This window comes from Halopelagius fulvigenes (assembly GCF_042662625.1).
Taxonomy (GTDB): Archaea; Halobacteriota; Halobacteria; order Halobacteriales; family Haloferacaceae; genus Halopelagius; species Halopelagius fulvigenes.
In genome coordinates this window covers 15,463-35,610 of sequence record NZ_JBHSXH010000015.1, presented here as the reverse complement: position 1 = coordinate 35,610, position 20,148 = coordinate 15,463, and the positions used below count along the sequence as shown (strand labels likewise).

Annotated in this window: 12 protein-coding genes and 1 pseudogene; 5 read left to right on the top strand and 8 right to left on the bottom strand. The window is 68.7% G+C overall.

What is annotated here, in order from left to right; translation table 11 throughout:
• Nucleotides 1-115 precede the first annotated feature (115 nt).
• Together ACFQEV_RS10050 and ACFQEV_RS10045 are read left to right on the top strand one after the other, a co-directional pair.
• Nucleotides 116-1,846: an L-lactate permease gene (locus ACFQEV_RS10050; RefSeq protein ID WP_379695444.1), complete on the top strand. Its 1,731-nt coding sequence runs from the start codon at nt 116-118 to the stop codon at nt 1,844-1,846.
• A 102-nt stretch (nt 1,847-1,948) separates the two neighbouring features.
• Nucleotides 1,949-5,086, top strand: coding sequence for an FAD-binding and (Fe-S)-binding domain-containing protein (locus ACFQEV_RS10045; protein ID WP_379695442.1), 3,138 nt, complete (start codon nt 1,949-1,951; stop codon nt 5,084-5,086).
• An 11-nt stretch (nt 5,087-5,097) separates the two neighbouring features.
• Here ACFQEV_RS10045 and ACFQEV_RS10040 read toward each other — a convergent pair whose 3' ends face one another.
• The 4 genes from ACFQEV_RS10040 to ACFQEV_RS10025 all read right to left on the bottom strand — a co-directional run bounded on the left by ACFQEV_RS10040 (nt 5,098) and on the right by ACFQEV_RS10025 (nt 8,291).
• Nucleotides 5,098-6,222 (bottom strand): pyridoxal phosphate-dependent aminotransferase, encoded by a 1,125-nt coding sequence (locus ACFQEV_RS10040; protein ID WP_379695440.1) that lies wholly within the window; start codon nt 6,220-6,222, stop codon nt 5,098-5,100.
• Between the two features lie 46 nt (nt 6,223-6,268).
• On the bottom strand, nt 6,269-7,063 hold the full coding sequence (locus ACFQEV_RS10035; RefSeq protein ID WP_379695438.1) for a helix-turn-helix transcriptional regulator: 795 nt from the start codon (nt 7,061-7,063) through the stop codon (nt 6,269-6,271).
• A gap of 224 nt (nt 7,064-7,287) precedes the next feature.
• Complete coding sequence (locus tag ACFQEV_RS10030) at nt 7,288-7,863, bottom strand: GIY-YIG nuclease family protein (RefSeq protein WP_379695436.1); 576 nt, start codon at nt 7,861-7,863, stop codon at nt 7,288-7,290.
• Complete coding sequence (locus tag ACFQEV_RS10025; RefSeq protein ID WP_379695434.1) at nt 7,860-8,291, bottom strand: DCC1-like thiol-disulfide oxidoreductase family protein; 432 nt, start codon at nt 8,289-8,291, stop codon at nt 7,860-7,862. Before ACFQEV_RS10025 ends, ACFQEV_RS10030 begins: the two co-directional genes overlap by 4 nt.
• Nucleotides 8,292-8,398: 107 nt before the next feature.
• Here ACFQEV_RS10025 and ACFQEV_RS10020 point away from each other — a divergent pair, with 107 nt between their 5' ends.
• On the top strand, nt 8,399-10,723 hold the full coding sequence (locus ACFQEV_RS10020) for a DEAD/DEAH box helicase (protein ID WP_379695432.1): 2,325 nt from the start codon (nt 8,399-8,401) through the stop codon (nt 10,721-10,723).
• Nucleotides 10,724-10,764: 41 nt separating this feature from the next.
• Here the strand turns inward: ACFQEV_RS10020 and ACFQEV_RS10015 are convergent, their stop codons facing one another.
• On the bottom strand, nt 10,765-11,016 hold the full coding sequence (locus ACFQEV_RS10015) for a hypothetical protein (protein WP_379695430.1): 252 nt from the start codon (nt 11,014-11,016) through the stop codon (nt 10,765-10,767).
• Between the two features lie 136 nt (nt 11,017-11,152).
• Nucleotides 11,153-13,210 (bottom strand): alpha-amylase MalA, encoded by a 2,058-nt coding sequence (gene malA / locus ACFQEV_RS10010; protein ID WP_379699824.1) that lies wholly within the window; start codon nt 13,208-13,210, stop codon nt 11,153-11,155.
• Between the two features lie 208 nt (nt 13,211-13,418).
• Between malA and ACFQEV_RS10005 the strand changes: the two genes are divergently transcribed.
• Both ACFQEV_RS10005 and ACFQEV_RS10000 read left to right on the top strand, forming a co-directional pair.
• A complete protein-coding gene (locus tag ACFQEV_RS10005) occupies nt 13,419-17,963 on the top strand; it encodes a DUF7997 domain-containing protein (protein WP_379695428.1) in 4,545 nt (1,514 codons plus the stop codon).
• 357 nt (nt 17,964-18,320) lie between these two features.
• Nucleotides 18,321-18,800, top strand: coding sequence for an SRPBCC family protein (locus ACFQEV_RS10000; RefSeq protein ID WP_379695426.1), 480 nt, complete (start codon nt 18,321-18,323; stop codon nt 18,798-18,800).
• A 225-nt stretch (nt 18,801-19,025) separates the two neighbouring features.
• On the opposite strand, the pseudogene ACFQEV_RS09995 reads toward ACFQEV_RS10000, so the two are convergent.
• Both ACFQEV_RS09995 and queC read right to left on the bottom strand, forming a co-directional pair.
• A pseudogene (locus ACFQEV_RS09995) lies at nt 19,026-19,337 on the bottom strand (DMT family transporter); the annotation flags it as partial.
• 5 nt (nt 19,338-19,342) lie between these two features.
• A complete protein-coding gene (gene queC, locus ACFQEV_RS09990; protein WP_379695424.1) occupies nt 19,343-20,125 on the bottom strand; it encodes a 7-cyano-7-deazaguanine synthase QueC in 783 nt (260 codons plus the stop codon).
• Between the last annotated feature and the right edge of the window lie 23 nt (nt 20,126-20,148).

Below are 20,148 nucleotides of genomic sequence, written 5' to 3'. Positions count from 1 at the left end.
TTTATCATTAACGACAGTTACATAGATCGATGTTACCTAGACTCACGAACGGAGTGGAACCGACCTCGGTTGGCGCGACCGAACCGGTCGAAGGAGACGGCGGAGGTGGGCGCTGATGGCGACGGCGACGCAGTTGCTGCTCGCGGTGCTCCCCCTCGCGACCATCGCCATCCTGATGGTCGGGTTCTACTGGCCGGCGACGCGGGCGATGCCCGTGGCGTGGATAGTCGCCATCGCGGCGGGGTTCGTCGGGTGGGGGATGTCGCCGACGTGGATCGCCGCGTCGAGCATCCTCGGCTTCATCACCGCCGCGAACATCCTCTACATCGTCTTCGGGGCCATACTGCTCCTGTACACGCTGAAGCAGACGGGCGCGTTCGACGCCATCAACCGCGGCTTCGCCTCCATCAGCGACGACAGGCGCGTGCAGGTCGTCCTTCTGGTGTTCCTGATGGGGTCGTTCATCGAGGCGGCCGCCGGGTTCGGGACGCCCGCGGCCATCGTCGGCCCCCTCCTCGTCGGCCTCGGCTTCCCGCCGTTGGCCGCCGTCGTCGTCGCGTTGACGGGGAACCTGATGGCCATCACGTTCGGCGCGGTCGGGACGCCCCTCATCATCGGGATGATAGACGTCTTCGGGGACGTCAGCTTCGTCAACGAGGCGGTTCAGGCGCAGGGGATGACCGTCGCCGAGTGGGTCGGCAACATCGCCGTCTTCGCCGCAACCTACCACGTCATCGTCGGCATCGCCGTCCCGTTCATCGGCGTGGCGATGATGACGCGCTTCTTCGGCGAGGAACGGTCGATTCGACCGGCGCTCGAAGTCGTTCCGCTGACGCTGTTCGCGTGGGCGTCGTTCGCCGTGCCGTACTGGTTGACGGCCTACTTCCTCGGACCGGAGTTCCCCGGGCTCCTCGGGTCGATGGTCGGACTCGTGGTGACCGTCGGCGCTCTGAAGGCCGGCTACTTCCACCCGAACGACGACTGGGACTTCGGCTCCCGCGACACGTGGCCCGACCACTGGGTCGGCGACATCGAACCGGGAGAGACGCAGGAGGACCGAGACGTCGGCGTCGCCGCCGACGGCGGCGTCGTTCGGGGCGGCCACGGAGAGCGGATGTCGCTCGTGAAGGCGTGGACGCCGTACGCGCTACTGGCCGCGCTTCTCGTCCTCACGCGGGTGTGGGAGCCGCTGACGAGCTTCCTCACCACGACGCTCGTCTTGGAGTGGGGCGACATCCTCGGGACGAGTCTCGGCGACAACATCCAACTGCTGTACCTGCCGGGCGCGATGTTCCTCGCCGTCCACCTCGTGACGATTCCGCTCCACGACATGGACGGGGAGGGAATCAAGGACGCGTGGATGGAGACGTTCGAGAAGATGGCTCCCGCCGTCGTCGCGTTGCTGTTCGCCGTCGCCACGGTGCAGATAATGCTGCAGTCCGGCACGGCGACCGGTTCCGACGGGATGCTCATCGTCCTGTCGAACACGATGGCCGACTTCACCGGCGCGTTGTACCCGTTCCTCGCGCCGTGGGTGGGCGCACTCGGCGCGTTCCTCGCCGGGTCCAACACCGTCTCCGACATCCTGTTCGGCACGTTCCAGTACGGCGTCGCCGACAGCATCGGCACGCCGAAGACGGTCATGCTTGGCGCGCAGGCCGTCGGCGGCGCCATCGGTAACCTCATCGCCGTCCACAACGTCGTCGCGGCCCTCGCCGTCGTCGGACTCGTCGGCCACGAGGGTCGGGTCATCCGACTGGAACTCATCCCGTTGGTGTACTACGCGACGTTCACGGGACTGCTGGCGTTGCTGTTCAGTTACGTCCTCTTCCCGGGCGTGTTCTGACGGGATCGACCCGTCGGAAATTGGGAACGTCGCGGGGCGTCCGCCCCGGCGGCGCGGCTTCGGGTTTTTATACGACACCGACTAACACGCCGGTAGAGAGAGATGGCATCGAACACGCGCGACGCCGTCGGTGACCCGTCGGCCGACGAGAGGGCGAACTACGACTACGTGAGCGACGACGTGGACCGGTCGGGCCTCGTCTCGGACCTCGAAGAACTGGTGGCGGGCGACGTCCGGTTCGACTCCTACACCCGACAGCAGTACGCCACCGACGCCTCGGCGTACGAGAAGACGCCCATCGGGGTGGTGATGCCGAGGTCCACCGAGGACGTGGTCGCCGTCGTGGAGTACTGCGCGAGGCGGGAGATTCCCGTCCTCCCGCGCGGCGGCGGCACGAGTCTCGCCGGGCAGACGGTCAACGAGGCGGTGGTGCTGGACCTGATGAAGCACATGGACGAGGTTCGGTCGATAGACCCCGACGCCGGGACGGCGCGGGCGCAGGTGGGGGTCCGACTCGGCGACCTGAACGCGGAACTGAAGCCGCACGGACTGAAGTTTGCGCCCGACCCCGCGTGGGGCGACAAGTCCGCCCTCGGCGGCGCTATCGGGAACAACTCCACTGGGTCGCACTCGCTGAAGTACGGCAAGACGGACTACTACCTCGAGGAGGCGGAAGTCGTCCTCGCGGACGGCACCGTCACCACCTTCGGCGAGGTGTCGGTCGAAACGCTCCACGAGGAGGGCGACCCGGAGGGCGACTTGGAGGCGCGCATCTACGCCGAAGTCGCGCGCGTCTTGGACGAGGAGGCCGAGGAGATAGCGGAGGCGTACCCCGACCTGAAGCGGAACGTCTCGGGGTACAACCTCGACATGCTGGTGGACGAGATGCGGGGCGAACGACGACTGCCGGACGACTCCGGCGTGGACCCCGACAGCGAACCGGGGACGGTGAACCTCGCGCGCTTGCTCGCCGGGTCCGAGGGCACCCTCGCGATAGTCACGGAGGCGACGGTGTCGCTGGAACCCATCCCGAACACCGCGTCGGTGGCGCTTCTGACGTACCCCGACGTCGTGAGCGCGATGGAGGACGTCGAACCCATCCTCGAACACGGCCCCGCGGCGGTGGAGGTGATGGACGACGTGCTCTTGGACCTCGCGCGGAACACCGCGGAGTTCAAAGACGTGGTCGGGATGCTCCCCGACGGGACGAACGCCGTCCTCCTCGTGGAGTTCTACGCCGAGGACGACGCCGACGGGAGGGAGAAGGTGGCGAACCTCGTCGCCGACCGCGCGCCGGCGGCGGACTCCGTCGCGGACCCCGCGGAGGGCGCGGCGGAGACGACGCGGAAGCCGCCGACGGCGCTGACGGCGATGGAGGCGCACGACGCCGAGACGCGCGCGAAGTTCTGGAAGATGCGCAAGTCCGGCCTCCCCATCCTCCTCTCGCGGACGACGGACGAGAAACACGTCGCGTACATCGAGGACACCGCCATCCCGGCGGAGAACCTCCCGGCGTACGTCTCCGACGTGCAGGACATCCTCGACGAGTACGACACGTTCGCCAGTTACTACGCGCACGCCGGGCCGGGCGTCCTCCACATCCGCCCCCTCGTGAACACCAAGACGGTCGAGGGACTGGCGGAGTTCGAGGCCATCGCCGACGAGATGACGGACCTCGTGGTGAAGTACGGCGGGTCGGTCTCGGGCGAACACGGCGACGGCCGCGCCCGCACCCAGTGGAACCGCAAACTGTACGGCGACGACCTCTGGCGGACGTTCCGCGACCTGAAGTCGGCGTTCGACCCCGACTGGATACTGAATCCGGGGAACGTCTGCGGCGACCACGACATGACCGAGAACCTGCGGTTCTCGCCCGACTACGAGTTCGACGCGGGGTTCGACCCCTCGCTGAACTGGGAGAACGAGAACGGCTTTCAGGGCATGGCGGAACTCTGCCACGGGTGCGCCGGGTGCCGCGGCCCGCAGGAGACGACGGGCGGCGTGATGTGCCCGACGTTCCGCGCGGAGGAGGAGGAGATTCTCTCCACGCGCGGCCGGGCGAACATGCTCCGGCAGGCGATGAGCGGCGGCCTGCCCGAAGAGGAGATGTTCGAAGACGAGTTCGTCCACGAGGTGTTGGACCTCTGTATCGGCTGTAAGGGCTGTACGAAGGACTGCCCGAGCGAAGTCGACATGGCGAAGATGCGGACGGAGGTGCTCCACGAGCACCACCGGCGAAACGGGGCGTCGCTCCGCGACAGGATGTTCGCCAACATCGAGACGCTCTCGAAGGTGGGAAGCGCCCTCGCGCCCCTCTCGAACGTCGCCTCGAAGGTGCCCGGCGCGCGGACGGTGATGGAGAAGACGCTCGGCATCGCCGAGGAACGCGAGTTGCCGACGTTCCACCGCGCGACGTTCGTCGAGTGGTTCGAGAAGCGAGGCGGCGCGGCCGCCTCGGAAAAGCGAGCGCGGAAGGCGCGGGCAGAGCGGGGCCGGTCGGACGTCTCCGAGGCGCAGGCCGACCGCAAGGTGCTGTTGTTCCCCGACACGTACACGAACTACAACCACCCCGATGCGGGCAAGGCGGCGGTTCGCGCCCTCGAAGCCGTCGGCGTCCACGTCCGGATTCCCGACGGCGTCGCCGACTCCGGCCGCCCGGCCCACTCGAAGGGCTTCGTCGACAAGGCGCGCCGCGCCGCCGAACGGAACGTGGAGGCACTCGCGCCCCTCGTCGCCGAGGGGTGGGACGTGGTCGTGGTCGAACCGTCCGACGCCGTGATGTTCCAGCACGACTACCTCGATCTACTCTCCGGCGAGAGCGTCGAACGGGTGGCGGTGAGCACCTACGGCGTGATGGAGTACTTCGATACGTTCGACCTCCTGGCGGACGCCCCCGTCGAGCCGAACGCCCCCTCGCTGACGCTCACGTACCACGGCCACTGCCACCAGAAATCAACGAAGAAGGACCACCACGCGGTGGCCGTCCTCGACGAGGCGGGCTACCGGGTGGACCCGCTGGACTCGACGTGCTGCGGCATGGCCGGGAGTTTCGGCTACGAGGCCGAGCACTACTCGATGTCGAAGGCCATCGGCGAACTGCTCTCGGAGCAGGTGGCGGCGTCGGACGGCGATACGGTCGTCGCGCCCGGCGCGTCCTGCCGGTCGCAGATAGGCGAGTTCGACGGCGAGAACGAGGACCCGCCGCATCCGGTCGAGATGCTGGCCGACGCGTTGGTCTGAGCCGGCGTCCCCTACGCTCCGGACTCCGGAACCGACGCCACCACCTCGGAGAGGGCGTCGAGTCCGGCGGCCATCTCCTCGGGCGGTCGGCCGAGTGCGAGTCGGAAGTGGTCCGGCCGGTTGAAGAAGCGGCCGGGGACGACGAGGACGCCCTCGTCCCACGCCGCCTCCGCGAAGGCGTCGCCGGTGGCCCCCGCGTGCGACAGGAGTGCGAACGAGCCCCCGGGGTGGACGCTCCCGGAGAGGGCGTCGCGTTCCGCGACGAACGATTCGAGGAGTTCGTGGTTCCGCGCGAGGCGATCCCGCGCCGAGGCGGTCAACTCGGCGGCGTCGTGGACCGCGCGGCGGGCGAGGCGGCGACTCGGTTCCGCGACGGACGCGAGGTGGCGCGCCACCTCGCGGGCGCGTTCGACCACCTCCGTCGGCCCTATCAGCCACCCGATTCGGAGGCCGCCGAGGCCGTAGAACTTCGTCAGCGACCCCGTGACGACGGTGTTCGGCAGTCCCGCGGCGGTCGGTCCGCCGAACGCGCGGACGGGCGACTCCCCCTCGTCGGCGTCGCGCACGTACGGCGCGTACACCTCGTCCACGAGGAGGTAGCCGTCGGCGTCGGCGCACGCCTGCGCCGCCTCGGCGAGCGTTTCGCGGTCCGAGAGGTTCCCGCTTGGATTGTGGCGGTTCGCCGCCACCGCGAGTGCGAAGGCGTCGGAGACGGCGTTCGAGATGCGCTTCGGTTCCAGCCGAAACCCCTCTTCGTCCGGACGCAGGAAGCGGTCAACGCGCGCGCCCAACGCCTCCGGCGTGACGACCAACGGTTGATAGCCCGGCTTCTCGGCGAGGACCTGCGGCTTGCGGCCCGTCTCCGAAGTCGTCGCGAGGTCTATCGCGGCCGCGGCGACGAGGAAGTTCGCCTGCGTCGCGCCCGCGGTCACGAGCACGTTCTCCTCGTCCACGTCGTACTCGGCGGCCAGTTGTGCGCGGAGGGACGCGTCGTCGGGCGCGGAACGACCGCGGAGGGGGTCGGGGACGACGGCCCCGTCGTCGGCGGACGACCGGAGGTCGCTCGACCCGAAGTCGTGTTCGGCGGCCTCCGTGCGGCCGTCGATCCACTCGAGGTAGGGGAGCGTCGGGAACATCGGGCGAACTTCCCCGTCGGGGGAGTAAGGTGTTCGGGTAGCGCAGTCAGTCGTCGCCGCGAGCGGGCGGGCAGACCACTTCCGAGGTGCGCCAGTACGTCGCGATTCGCCGCCGCGCCCACTCGACGGCCTCCGGGTCGTCGTTTCGGAGGACCCCCCGGACTCCGTTCGACGTGTGAGAGACGAGTCCCACCTCCGCGCAGTCGGTCGTCGAACCGACGACCAGGGTGTACGACGGCAGGTCCGGCGCGCGCCTGACGTCGATTCGACCGGTTTCCAGTCCCTCCTGGACCGCGTCCCCGTACTGGGAGACGAGTCGTTCGCAGACGGAGTCGGTGACGACCATCCGCGAGACCAACTCGCCGCGCCGGAGCTGTTCGCGGTACGTCTCCACCTCCGCGGGGAAGACGGCCGAGGCGAATCCGACGACGTACGACGACCGCTCCAAGAGCTCGGTGAAGCTGTGGATCGGCGCGGACGGCGACTGTCGCTCCGCCTCCGAGACCGTCGCGCCGTCGAACAGAACGGGGTCCGCGTCGCTCTCGGCGGGGAGTCCGTCGAGGAAGGAGGGCGACCCCATCAGGCCGTCGAGTCGGCGTGAGATGCGGTCGTACTCCTCTAACGCCAACTCGCCCGCCAGCGTTCGGCGGTAGACGCCGCCGGACCGGGAGACGAGGCCGGCGTCGACCAGTTCGCGGAGCGAACGGTCGACGGTGGACCGCGAGACGGCGAGCTCCTCGATGAGGTCACGCTTGCGACTCCCCTCGGAATCGACGCGCCGAAGGACGCCCTCGCGGCGACAGAGCAACCTGAGCGTCTCCGAGATATCCTCCGACCGCATACTGGCCGAATTCGACAGCGAGTTTATAAAAACGTTCGAAGGTAATACAGCATATAAACGGCCGAAGTTTTTATATGCTATAACCAGATACTGACGAATAACGCCGACAGATGAATTAAATACGGTCGGAACGTAAATACCGGGTGCCGGGGTGCCTCTGACTCAACCGGCAACGCCGACGCTCTCAGCCTGCCCGGACTGAGGCGTCGGTTTGAAGGGACTCTCTACTCTTTCCCTTCGAAGAACTCGACGACCACCGAGAGAATCGTCTGTACGTCCGCTCCGGAGACGAGGTGGGCGTCGCAGTCGCAGTCCGACGACCCGAATCCGGAGACGGGGGTCGACAGGGGACGTTCGGCCGCAGGCGAGGAGGCGTCGGACGAACCGCCGAGGTGACGCGCGAGACGGCATTCGCTATCGCCGAGGTTTCCTCGGCGGCCCAACGAACGGAGTTCGTCGTCCGGCGACGCGACGACGGCCGCGAGGTCGGTGCCGGGGTGGCCGCCGAGATAATCGACGTGCCAGTGACGGATCCCGTGGTTGCCCGCCGCGACGCGGCAGTGGCGTTCGACCCGCCCGAGTCCGTTCGACCCGTGCGCGCTACCGACGTAGGCGTACGCGCCCGCTGGGAACTCGTACTCGCCCAACGCGCCGACTTCGACGCGCGCGTCTTCTCTCAGTTCGTACACGAGCGAGTAGGTTCCCGGCGGCGCGTCGCCGTCGCCGATTCCGAGTCCGTCCTCGCCCGCGCGTATCGCCGCCGGGTTGAGGACGACCGGCCCGTCCGCCGCGCCGGTCATCCCGAGAGGGCTTCCGGGCGTTCCTCAGCCTCTTCGACGAGTTCCTCGAACAGGTCCTCCGCCTCTTCCTCCAGCGGATACGTCTCGTGGTAGTCGTCGGGGTCGCGGTTCCGACCGCTGACCGCGCCGACCGCGCCGGCGATGCGGTCGTAGTTGTCGCGGACGAGAGCGCCGACGATGCCCGGCGTCCCGGCGCGGTCGGCCAGTTCCTGCGCTGCGGCCCCGCCGGCGTACACCTGCCCCTCGTTTCGGTCCACGAGGAACATGGCGAACGGCGTCTCACCGAACTGCGCCTCCAAGAACGCCTGCGACGCATCGTCGTACCACGAAATCGCGCCGACGCGGTCCAGTCGTCGGAGCGCCTTCGCCGCGATGGAACAGTAGGCGCACTCGCCGTCGTATATCAGCACGGCGTCGTACTCGTCCATGGGCCGCGTTCGGCCCGCGCGGACAAAACCGTGCTGGACCGACGGAGGCGGTCGATTCCGCCCCCCGCGACCGAAAGCGTCAGGGCGGCCTCGGTCCGAGGAGGCGTGTGGACGACCTAGTCGAGTGGCTCCGCGGCCGACCGTACTACGAGGGGCAGATACGCGACCACCGACGGGTCGAGGCGCGCGACCCGGAGTTCGCCGACATCGACCTCGAACCGCGCCTCGCGTCGGCGCTGGAAGCCGACGGCATCGACCGCCTGTACCGCCACCAAGCCGAGGCTATCGAGGCGGTCCGCGACGGCCAGAACGTCGTGTTGGCGACGCAGACGGCCAGCGGAAAGAGCCTCGCGTACACCGTCCCGGCGTTCGAACGCGCGATGGACCGTGGCGGCCGGACGCTGTATCTCGGCCCGCAGAACGCCCTCGTCGCCGACCAAGCCGAGACCCTCTCGGACTTAGCCCGCGCGTTGGGCTTCGGCAGTCGCGTCTCCGTCGAACAGTACACCGGTCGCCTCTCGAAGTCCGAGAAGCGCGACGTTCGGAAGCGCCGCCCGACGGTGGTGCTTTCGAACCCCGACATGCTCCACTACGCGCTTCTGCCGCACGCCCACCGCCTCTGGGAGTGGTTCTTCTCCTCGCTTGAGACCGTGGTGATAGACGAGGTGCACGGCTACCGCGGCGTCTTCGGTAGCCACGTCGCCCTCACGCTCCGGCGGTTGAACCGCGTCTGCGAACGCTTCGGGAGCGACCCGCAGTACGTCTGCTGTTCGGCCACCATCGGCAACCCCGTCGAACACGCCGCGCGCGTCACCGGCAAGGAGGAGTCGTCGTTCCGCCTCGTGGACGAGGACACCAGCGGAACGGGCGCGACGCACTGGGTGCTGTGGAACCCGCCGGAGTACCGCGACGAGAACCGCGGAAGCGGACGGCGGCGCTCCAGTCACGTCGAGACGAAGAACCTGTTCGTGGACCTCCTCTCGCGCGGCCACCAGACGCTGGCGTTCACCCGCGCCCGACAGGCGGCCGAACGCTACGCCACCGAGAGCGCGAACGACCTGCGCGAACGCGGTGAACGCGCGGCCGCCGCCGGCGTCTCGGCGTACCAAGCCGCCCTCAAACACGAGAAACGCCGGGAGATAGAGGCCGGCCTCCACGACGGGAGCGTCACCGGCGTCTGGTCCACGAACGCACTCGAACTCGGCGTGGACGTCGGCGGGTTGGACGCCGTGCTCGTCGACGGCTACCCCGGCACGCGCATGTCCGCGTTCCAGCAAGCGGGCCGGGCCGGGCGCGGCGACGACGACGCCCTCGTCGTCCTCGTCGGCGGCGAGGACCAACTCGACCAGTACCTGATGAACCACCCCGAGGAGTTCTGGGAGGGCGACCCCGAGCGCGCGATTTCGAACCCCGAGAACGAGGAACTCCTGCCGGACCACGTGAAGAGCGCCGCCGCGGAGAACTGGCTCTCGCGGGCGGACGAGGCGCACTTCGGTGAGACGTTCCCCGACGTGGTTTCCTCGCTGGAGTCGGCGGGCGAACTCGCCCGGCGGGAGACGGAGAAGGGGATGCGCTGGACGCACTCCGGCGACGGAAGCCCGCAACACGAGATGAGCCTGCGGACCATCGAGAGTCGGGAGGTGGACTTACTCGACGGCCGGTCGAACGAGGTCATCGCCTCCCTGTCGTTCGAGGACGCCCTGCGCGACGCCCACCGCGGCGCGATATACCACCACCAGGGACAGTCCTACGAGGTGACGAAACTGGATTTGGACCGCGACACGGCGATACTGCAGCCGACGTGGGCGGACTACTACACGCGCGTCCTCCACGACAAGACCATCACCGTCGAGGAGGATTTACGCCGGAAGGAACTGCCCGCCCGGCCCGACACCGAAGTCCGGTTCGCCGAGGTGACGATGCGCAAGCAGATTACCGGGTTCGAGCGCAGAGACCCCAAGCGCGGCGAGGCCATCGGCCGGGAGTCGCTGGACCTGCCGGAGACGACGCTCCGGACGAAAGCGCTCTACTTCACCGTCCCGCGGGACGTCGAGATCGAAATGCGCGAATCGGGCGGGGAGTACGGCTTCAACGGCGGCATCCACGCCGCGGAACACGGGATGATTTCGCTGTTTCCGCTGTCGTTCCTCTGCGATAGGGGGGACATCGGCGGCCTCTCGACGCCGCACCACCCGCACACGGACCGATCGACGATATTCGTCTACGACGGCTACCCCGGCGGCGTCGGCCTGACTGAGAGCGGGTACGGCGAGGTGGAGACGCTGATGCGGCGGACGAGGGAGATGATAGCCGACTGCGACTGCGAGGACGGCTGTCCCGCCTGCGTGCAGTCGCCGCACTGCGGCAACGCCAACGACCCGCTCTCGAAGGCGGAGGCGGTGCGGTTACTCGCCGCGCTCACGGGGGACTGAGCCGTCCCCGCGAGGAGTCGCGTACGCCGCCTCGCCGCGAGTTACAGCAGTCGGAGGCGGTCCGAATCGACCAACCCTCGCTCCATCGCGCGGTGGAGTCGCTGGTCGGCGGGGAGTTCGGACCACTCCTCGGGTACCTCCTCCTCCGGAATCTCGTCGAGGACTTCGACGAGTTCCTCGTTGAGGAACCGCCCGTTCTCGCCGCACTCCGGGCAGGTCAGGAGGATGAGTCGAACGCGGTACTCGCGGTGTTCGGTCGCGCCGCAGTACGGGCACACGTACGTATCGGTCACTACGAGGGTATTGGGACGCGCACGTACACGACGTTTACGACCGAACGGCGTCGCGGGCGGGGCGAGAACGAGTCGGCGACGGTGACGGAGACGGGTTTGGTTCGGCGATTGCGGTTCGGCGATCGCGGTTCGGCGGTCATTCCACGCGGAGGACGGCGACGCTCTCGACGCGCAGGCCGTCGGCGGCGGCGACGTCCTCGCCGGTGACGACGTCGGTCGAATCGACCGAGAGGCCGTCCACGGTGACCGTGGCCGCCTCCTCGCCGAAGTTGAGTGCGCAGACGTACGTCTCCTCGGGACCCTCGCGGGCGAACGCGACGGCCTTCTCGGTGTCGGCGTCGTAGTCGATTCGGCGGAACGCCCCGTCGTACCCGAGGGCGGGCGTCTCGTTGCGAACGTCGATGAGTCGTTCGTAGTGCTCGCGGATGTCCTCGCGGGCGTGGTCCCACGCGAGGGCGTCCCGTCGGCCGCGTTGGCCGAGTTCCTGCCCGCCGTACAGCATCGGGACGCCCGGGAGGGTGAACAACGCGCCCGCGGCGGCCATCGCCGCGTCGTCGCCGCACTCGACGATGTAGCGCGTCTCGTCGTGGTTCTCGACGTACAGCATGAACGCCGCGTGCGGCGGGAAGCCCACCTCGGCGCGTTGGTCCACGGCGTCCAAGACGGCCTCGGCGGGTTCGTGGCCCCGGCCGACCTGCCGCATCGTGAAGTACAGCGTCGTGTCGAAGTGCATGTCGAACATCCCGTTGTGGAAGTCCGCGACGTACGGGATGGTCTCGTCCAGGAGGAGGAACTCCGGGTCCCGGGACTTCACCCGGTCGCGGACCTCCTGCCAGAACGTGTCGGGGACGGCCCACGCCATGTCGCACCGGAAGCCGTCCGCGATCTCGAACCACCGGTCCACGGCGTCCAGTAGGTGGCGGCGGACCTCCAAGGTGGTGTAGTCGAAGTTGGCGATGAACTCCCAGTCGAAGTACGTCTCCGGTTCGCCGTTCTCCTGCCAGTCGTACCAGCCGTAGTACTCGGAGTCGGGGTTCTCGTACGCGTCCCGGAAGAACGGGTGGTCCCGCGCGGAGTGGTTCAACACGAGGTCGAACAGCACCTTCATCCCCCGGTCGTGGGCGGCCTCGACGAACGCCTCGTAGTCCTCGCGCGACCCGAGGTCAGCCGCTATCTCGTAGAAGTCGACGATGTTGTAGCCGTGCGGCGCGTGGTCGTTCTGGAGGACGGGCGTCAACCACAGGCAGTCCACGCCGAGTTCGGCGAGGTAGTCGAGGCGCTTCTCCAACGCCTCGAACGTGGTCTCCGCCTCGTCGTCGTCGGAGGCGAACCCGCGGACGTAGATCTCGTACAGCGTCACCTCCTTTGCCCACTCCGGCGGGTCGTTCGGCCGGGAAACGGTGACGGCGTCCTCGTCGGGGGCCGACACGGACTCGACTTCGCTTCCACCGTCGGGCTTCGCCCGGCCTGCTTCCGACTCTACCGAGTCGGAACCGCCGTCGGAAGCGAGTTCTGACGAGGTTCGCGCGCTTGCGCGCTCACCCCCGTCAGACATCGCATCGCGCGTGAACTCCACGCTGTCGGGGACGCTGTAGGAGTCCGCGAGTGCGACGGCGTGGACGCGGAGGCGGTCGCCGACGGCGGAGAGGGGGACGCGGAGTTCCCACCCGGATATCTCCACGTCCGACTCGTCCACGTCGTCTCTGTCGTCGACGAGGAACTCCACGACCAAGTCCTCGCGGTCGGTGTCGCTCTCGGGGTTCGGTTGCGGGTCCGCGTTGACGACGAGGTGGTCGCCCTCGACCGACCCGTGGAGTTGGACGCGCGGGCGGCCGCCGCCACCGCCGCCGTCGGACCCGCCGGTCGAACCGGACCCCGAGACGCCGCCGCTTCGGTTCGGCGGCGCGGCCGAACCGCTCTGGAACCCGCTCGAACCGCTCATCCCCGAGGACCCGGTGCCGCCGCCGACGGGGACTTTGTCGCCTTGGAAGACGCGGAGCGTGAGTTCGTGCGCCCCGTCGGGGGCGTCGAGTTCGACGACGTACTTCCCGGCGGCGTCGGGGGTGAAATCGAGGACCGGTTCGTCGCCGAGTTCGAGTCGGCTGCCGACCGGCGCGCTCTGTACTCGCCAACGGTACGACGCGTCCGGGTCGGGGTCCCGCGGCGCGAGTTGTACCGTCTCGCCCACGGCCATGAACCGCGGCGGACCTGGGTGGTGCATAGCAGTACCAACGACACGTCGGCCCTTTGTCTTTACTCCCGTTCGAAGAATTGTTGCACAGCCAGAGTGACGGAACGTTACCGTCCGATTTTTCGGGGGCGTCGGAGGGGTCGCCGAAAACTCTCGCCGAACGTACAGTACCAGCCAATACTTATGTCCGGGGCGGACGCCTGCACATCATATGAGACTTCGGACCGCGCTCAACGATTATAAGCGCGACCGCGGCGACCGGCGCTTCCCCGAGGAGTGTCCCACCGCCGATGGCGCGTTCTCCGGTCACGGGGACAGACTCGTCTACGTCGGCGACGACGGGTCCCTCCGCGACTACTCGTCTTCCCTCTCTGGTCTGTACGGCATCGATCGGTCTCGGTTCGGCATCGAAGCTGACGGCGAGACGCGCTGGTTCGACGACCTCGAACCGGTTCGTCAGCACTACTACCGTGAGTCCACCCTCGTGGAGACGGAGTACGACGCCGGCGAGTTCACCGTCCACCAGTACGACCTGACGCTCGGACGGGCGCACGTCACCCACGTCGAACTCCGCGGCGCGATTCCGACCGACGCCCACCTGACGGCGTTCCTCACGTTCGCGCCCGAGGGCCGGGAGACGCGCGTCGGTCGCCTCATCCACGAACGGGGCGGTCCGGAGGGCAAGCAGGCAGTCGAGGTGTTCCACCGCGACGAACACGACTATGTCACCGCCTCGACGGGTCTCGACGACGTTCGCGGGCAGGTTCCCGAACGGTTCGAGGAGGTGCTCTCCGAGGAGGTGTTCGAGTTCCCCCGCGAGGCCGTCCTCGAACAGTACGAGGACACCCACCTGAGCGGCGACATCGTCGTCTCCGCCCCCCTCGAACGGGCCGGGCGGGGCGCACAGACCACGCTCGTCACCCAACTGTCGAACCACCGGGAACTGTCGCGCGAACAGGCGTTGGAGGACCTTCGGAACTGCGCGCTCCAGCACTCCACCGCCGACGACATCCGCGCGGCGGCGCGCGAACGGGCCGAGGTGTCTGTCCCCGAACACGTCCCGCGCGAGGGGATAGTGCGCTCCGACCTCCGCGCCCTGTCGCTCCTGACGGCTCCCTCGGGGTCGCACATCGCCGCCCCCGAGTTCGATCCTTTCTACTCGCACACCGGCGGGTACGGCTACACGTGGTTCCGCGACGACGCCGAACTGTCGCGGTACCTCCTCGGCGCGGACGACCTGTTGGACCTCGACCTGACCGGGAGTCTGGCGACGACGGCGCGCTTCTTCTGCGAGACGCAACTCGACGACGGGACGTGGCCCCAGCGGGCGTGGGCGGTCGATGGCTCCATCGCCCCGGGGTGGGCGCACGCCCGCGTCGAAGGCTCCGAGAAGCCGGAGTATCAGGCCGACCAGACTGCCAGCGTCGTCGCCTTCCTCGCCTCCCTGCTTCGCTCCCGGCGCGAGGAACTCGGCGCGAGTCTCGCCGGCGACGTGGAACGGGCGATAGCGCGCGGCGTCGAGGGACTCGACGACTCCCTCGAAGACGACGGCCTCCCGGAGGAGTGCCAGAACGCGTGGGAGAACATGGTCGGCCGCTTCAGTCACACGGCGGCGACCTTCCTGCAGGCGTACGCGTCCGTCGCTCGCGCGCCGGTCGACGACGACCTGGCCGCCCACGCGCGAGAACAGGCCGACGCGGTGTTCGAGGGACTGGACCTCCTATGGGACGAGGGCTACGGGGTGTACGGACTCCGCCTGCGCGGCGGCGAACTCGACTCCCGCCTCGACTCGGGGTCGTTCGCGCTGGTCGACGCCGTCGCGGAGTACGGCGAAATCGCCGAGGTGCCCGAGGAGGCGCTGGACCGGCTGGCGTCGCACGTCGAAATCGCGCTGGAGGACCTCTACCGCGAGTCCGACGACGGCGAGGTTCGCGGACTGATTCGCTTCGAGGAGGACTACTGGCGGAGCGCCGAACAGGACGACGAGAAGCTGTGGTCCGTCTCCACCGCGTGGGGGGCGAACGCCGCCGCCGACCTCGGAGTGCTCCTCGACGAGTACGACCGGGAGGCGGCGGCCGGGGAGTTCTTCGAACGGGCCGCCCACCTGTACGAACTCCTGCGCGAGGACGGCCCGTTCACGACGCCCGCGGGCTACCTCGCCGAACAGGTGTTCGACGACGGGACGTTCGATAGCGCGACACCGTTGGGGTGGTCGCACGCCCTCCGCCTGCACGCGACGGCGTTGCTCCACGAGTACGACGCACTTCCCGCGCCGAAGCCCGCGCCCTCGGGGCCGGAGCACCGGCCGCGGTGGACGACCGGCGAGAAGTACGGCGTCGGCACCGTCGCGGACCACACGTCCGAGGACCCCTCGCGCCTGTGGTTCACGCTGACCGAGGGGGCGTTGACGGAGGTGCGCTTCCCCCGGGTCGACCTGATGAACCTGCGGACGCTGGACTTCCTCGTCGTGGACGCCGACGAGGATTCGACGTACACCGCGCGGACGCACAACGAGACGCGCCGCGACGACGACGCCGACACCATCGAACGCACCGCCGAGATGGTCGAGGACGAGGCGCTCTGCTTCCGACACACCGTCACCGAGACGGGCGACGGGCGCGGCCACGAGTGGACGCTGACCGTCGAGTACGTCACCGACCCCGAGCACGACGCGCTGTTGGTGGACGTGAACTTCGAGTCCGGCGACGACAACGAGTACGAACTGTACTCCGTCGCCGACACCGCACTCGTGAACACGGGCGCGACCGACCGCGCACTCCGCCTCGGCCAGATGGGGACGTACCACCTCGTCGCCCGCGACGCCGGCGCGTACGACCAGCGAGGCGAGACGGAACCGCTCCTCATCGACGGGGAGGGCGAGGAGTACAGCGTCGCCGTGGCGATGACCTCCGCCGGCCGGTTCGACTGGGCCACCGTCGGCGTCGCCGGGTCCGACCACCTCACGGGACTGTTCGGGGAGGGCGAACTGCCGACGCCGCAGGACGGCGTGAACAACGAGAACGTCGTCCTCGTCGGCCGCGTCGGTATCGGAAGCCGACTGTCGGAGACGCTGGCTCTCGGGTTCGCCGAGAACGCCGACACCGCCGCCGCACTCGGCGAGGCGGCGGGCGCACTCACCCGCGGGTACGAGACGGCCTACCGGGCGTACTGCGACTCGTGGGCCGACTTCCTCGCGGACAAGGAACTGCCGGCCGCCGTCGCCGACGACGAGGAGTTGGCGAACCAGTACCGCGCCTGCCTCATGACGCTCCGCGCCGTCGAGGACAAGACGTTCCTCGGGGCGGGCATCGCCTCGCCGTCCGTGCCGTGGGGCGAGGCGGTCACCGCCGAGGAGGCGAAGGGGTACGGCTACAACTTCGTCTGGTCGCGCGACCTGTACCAGGTGTTCACCGTCTTCGAGGCCGTCGGCGACGTGCAGACGGCCGTCGACGCCCTCGAGTACATCTACGAGTTCCAGCAGGACGAACGCGGGTTCATCCCGCAGAACACCTATCTGAACGGGCGGACCCGGTGGGGCGGCGAGCAGATGGACAACATCTCCTTCCCGTCGGTGATGGCGTACATGCTCGCGGAGAACGGCGTCGAGTTGGACGACGTGGGCTACGACTACGTGAACGTCAAGCGCTCCGCCGACTACGTGGCGCGGAACGGACCGCCGACGGCCCAAGAGCGCTGGGAGGAGGAGGCGGGCTACTCGCCCTCGTCCATCGCCGCGGAGATAGCCGGCCTCGCCTGCGCCGCCTCCATCGCCATCGACGAGGGGCACGACGCCGACGCCCTCATCTGGTTGGCGCTGGCCGACGACTGGACCGAACGCGTCGAGGAGTGGTGCGCGACGACGACCGGAACGGACCGGCACGAGCACACGCCGTACTACGTCCGCGTCACCCGCGACGGCGACCCGGACGCTGGGCACCTCCGGACGCTGGCGAACAACGGGCCGACGCTCGACGAACGCGAGATTATCGACGGCGGGTTCCTCGAACTCACCCGCCTCGGCATCAAGCCCCCGGACGACGAGGTGATAGAGAACTCCGTCCGCGAGATGGACGACACGATTCGCGTCGATACGCCGTACGGCCCGGCGTTCTACCGCTACAACGGCGACGGCTACGGCGAACGCGAACGCGGCGACGAGGGCGCGCCGTGGTCCATCGAGTCGAAGGGGAAAGGCAGATTGTGGCCCATCTTCACGGGCGAACGCGGCGAGTACGAACTCATCGCCGGGACCGAGGACGGACCGCTGGCCCCCGAGAACCTCCTCCGGACGATGGCCGGGTTCGCGAACTCCGGCCGGATGTTGGCCGAACAGGTGTGGGACCGCGAACACGCGACCGACTACAACTGGGAGTTCGGCGAGGGCACCGGCGCGGCGACGCCGTTGGCGTGGTCGATGGCGCAGTTCGTCCGCCTCGCGCACGGCGTCGAGGCGGGCGAACCCGTCGAGATGCCCGCGTTCGTCCGCCGTCGGTACCTCGACTCCGACCGGCCGAAACCGCCGAAACTGCAGGTCAGCACCCGATTCATGGGCGACAAACTCGTCGTCTCCGGACAGACCGACGGCGAAGTCGTCGCGGTGAAGACGCCGAGCGAGACGGTGCTTCTCGAACCCGAGGAGGGGCGGTTCGAGGTGCGACCCGACATCGAGTACGGCGAGAACCAGATAACCGTCGCGGCGGCGACGCACCGCGACCTGACTGCGGCGGGAACGAACGTCACCCGGTTCACCCTCTGAGGCCGGACGGCGGGTCCCCGTCGTGCGGTTCGGTACCGATTTGGCACAAGACGTAAGTGTCATCCGGCCGTCGTGTAGACCGCCCGCGGCGAGAAGCCCCCCCTCTGATCGCCGTGGACACCCGACCGGCGCGTTCAGCGCCGGACGAGCCGCCGCCCGCCCGGGTGTCCCCCCGCGCAGTCGCGTCGCGTCCGCAGTTGGTGTTCCGCGCGACGTAGCCACCCCAACCCCTGTCCGCGTGCGCGTTCACCCGGGACGGCTCTCTCTTTCGACACTGATCGCCGAGAGCGTCGCCGACGGCGTACGTCCGTCGGCCCGCCCGCGTGGCTTTTCTTTCGGTCGCCCCTACGCCCGCGCATGGCGACGTACTCCCGTCGAACGCGCATCGACGCACCGCTCTCGGAGGTATGGGACTTTCACTCGCGAGTCTCTGGTCTGAAAACGCTCACGCCCGAGTGGACGAACCTCCGAATCGAGGCGGTGCGCGGCCCGGAGGGGGAGTCCGACCCGGAGATACTGGAGCAGGGGTCGCAGATTCGGATGTCGGCGCGGCCGTTCGGCGTCGGCCCGAGACGGCGGTGGACCTCCCGCATCGTCGCGCGCGAGGAGGGAGACGGGAGCGCGATGTTCCGCGACGACATGGTCGGCGGGCCGTTCGAGTCGTGGGTCCACACCCACCGCTTCTTCGCCGACGGCGGGGGGACGATTCTCGAAGACGAAGTGGAGTACGAACTCCCCTGCGGGCCTCTCGGACGCGCCGCGACGCCGTTCGCCTCCGTCGGCTTCGAGCCGATGTTCCGGGAGCGACACCGGCGGGCGAGGGCGGTGTTGGAGTAGTTAGTTCGTTCCGGCGGGTCCGACCGCGTTCGGTCGTCTCGACCGTCAGTTCGGCGTCCGCGGCCTCGCGTTCGAGGTACGTCGCCACGAGCGACGAGAGTCCGGGCTCATCGTCCACGTGCAGCACCGTCACCCCGTCGCGGAGGCCGACCATACACCGACACGCCGCGTGCGGACTATCAGCGTTGTCTCCCAGTTATCACAGATGATACGCCCGTTCGCCCGTCACTCGCCCGCCGAACGGGGTCGGTCGTCGGAGGCGGATTCCGGTTCGGCGCCGGGGCGGCGCGCCGCCGCGACGTAGATTCCGCCGAGGACGACGGCGCCGCCTGCGACGGTTGCGGGCGTCGGGATCTCGCCGAGGAGAATCAGCGCCAACAGCGTGCTCCCGATCGGTTCCCCGAGCAGGGAGACGGAGACGACGCTGGACTCGATGTGCGCCAGCGCCCAGTTGATGACGGTGTGGCCGACGACGCCCGGGCCGACGGCCATGCCGAGAAACAGCGCCCACTCCCGCGGCGGGTACTCGAAGAGCGGGAGAGTCAGTCGGCTCGGGTCGGTCGTTCGGCGTAGGGGAGGGGGTCTTCGCGGCCGACGTTTCGGAACGCCTCCAGACGATAGGCGCAGGAGTCGCACGTCCCGCAGGCGGGTTCCTCGGCGCGGTAGCAGGACCACGTGGACTCGAAGGGGACGCCGAGTTCGACGCCGCGGCGGACGATGTCCGTCTTCGAGTCGGTGACGAACGGCACCTCGATGGCGATGTCCGTCTCCGGTTTCGTCCCCGTCTCGACCATTGCCTCGAACGCCTCGAAGAACTCGGGACGGCAGTCGGGGTAGCCGGCGTAATCCTCCGAGTGCGCGCCGACGAAGACGGCGTCGCAGTCGTTGGCCTCGGCGTAGGAGACGGCCATTGAGAGCAGGTTCGCGTTCCGGAACGGGACGTAGGAGGTCGGTATCTCCTCGCTCTCGGGGTCGGCGTCCTCGACGGCCATCGAGTCGTCCGTGAGGCTCGACGCGCCGATGCGGGAGAGGTGGTCCGTCTCGACGCGGAGGAACTCCGCCGCGCCGAGTTCCTCGGCGAGCGTCGTCGCGCAGTCGTACTCCTTGGTCTCGGTATTCTGGCCGTAGGAGGTGTGCAGGACGTAGAGATCGTACCCCCGCGCCGCCGCCTCGTAGGCCGTCGTCGCACTGTCCATCCCGCCGGAGAGGAGGACGACGGCGCGCTTGCCGTCGCTCTCGTCCGTGGCGGGGGAGTCGTCCGCGGCGGGGGAGTCGTTCGCGGTCGATTCGGTTCCGTCGGAGTCTCGGGTATCGTGTCCGGTCATGGTATCGTGGGAAGCGGTGTACC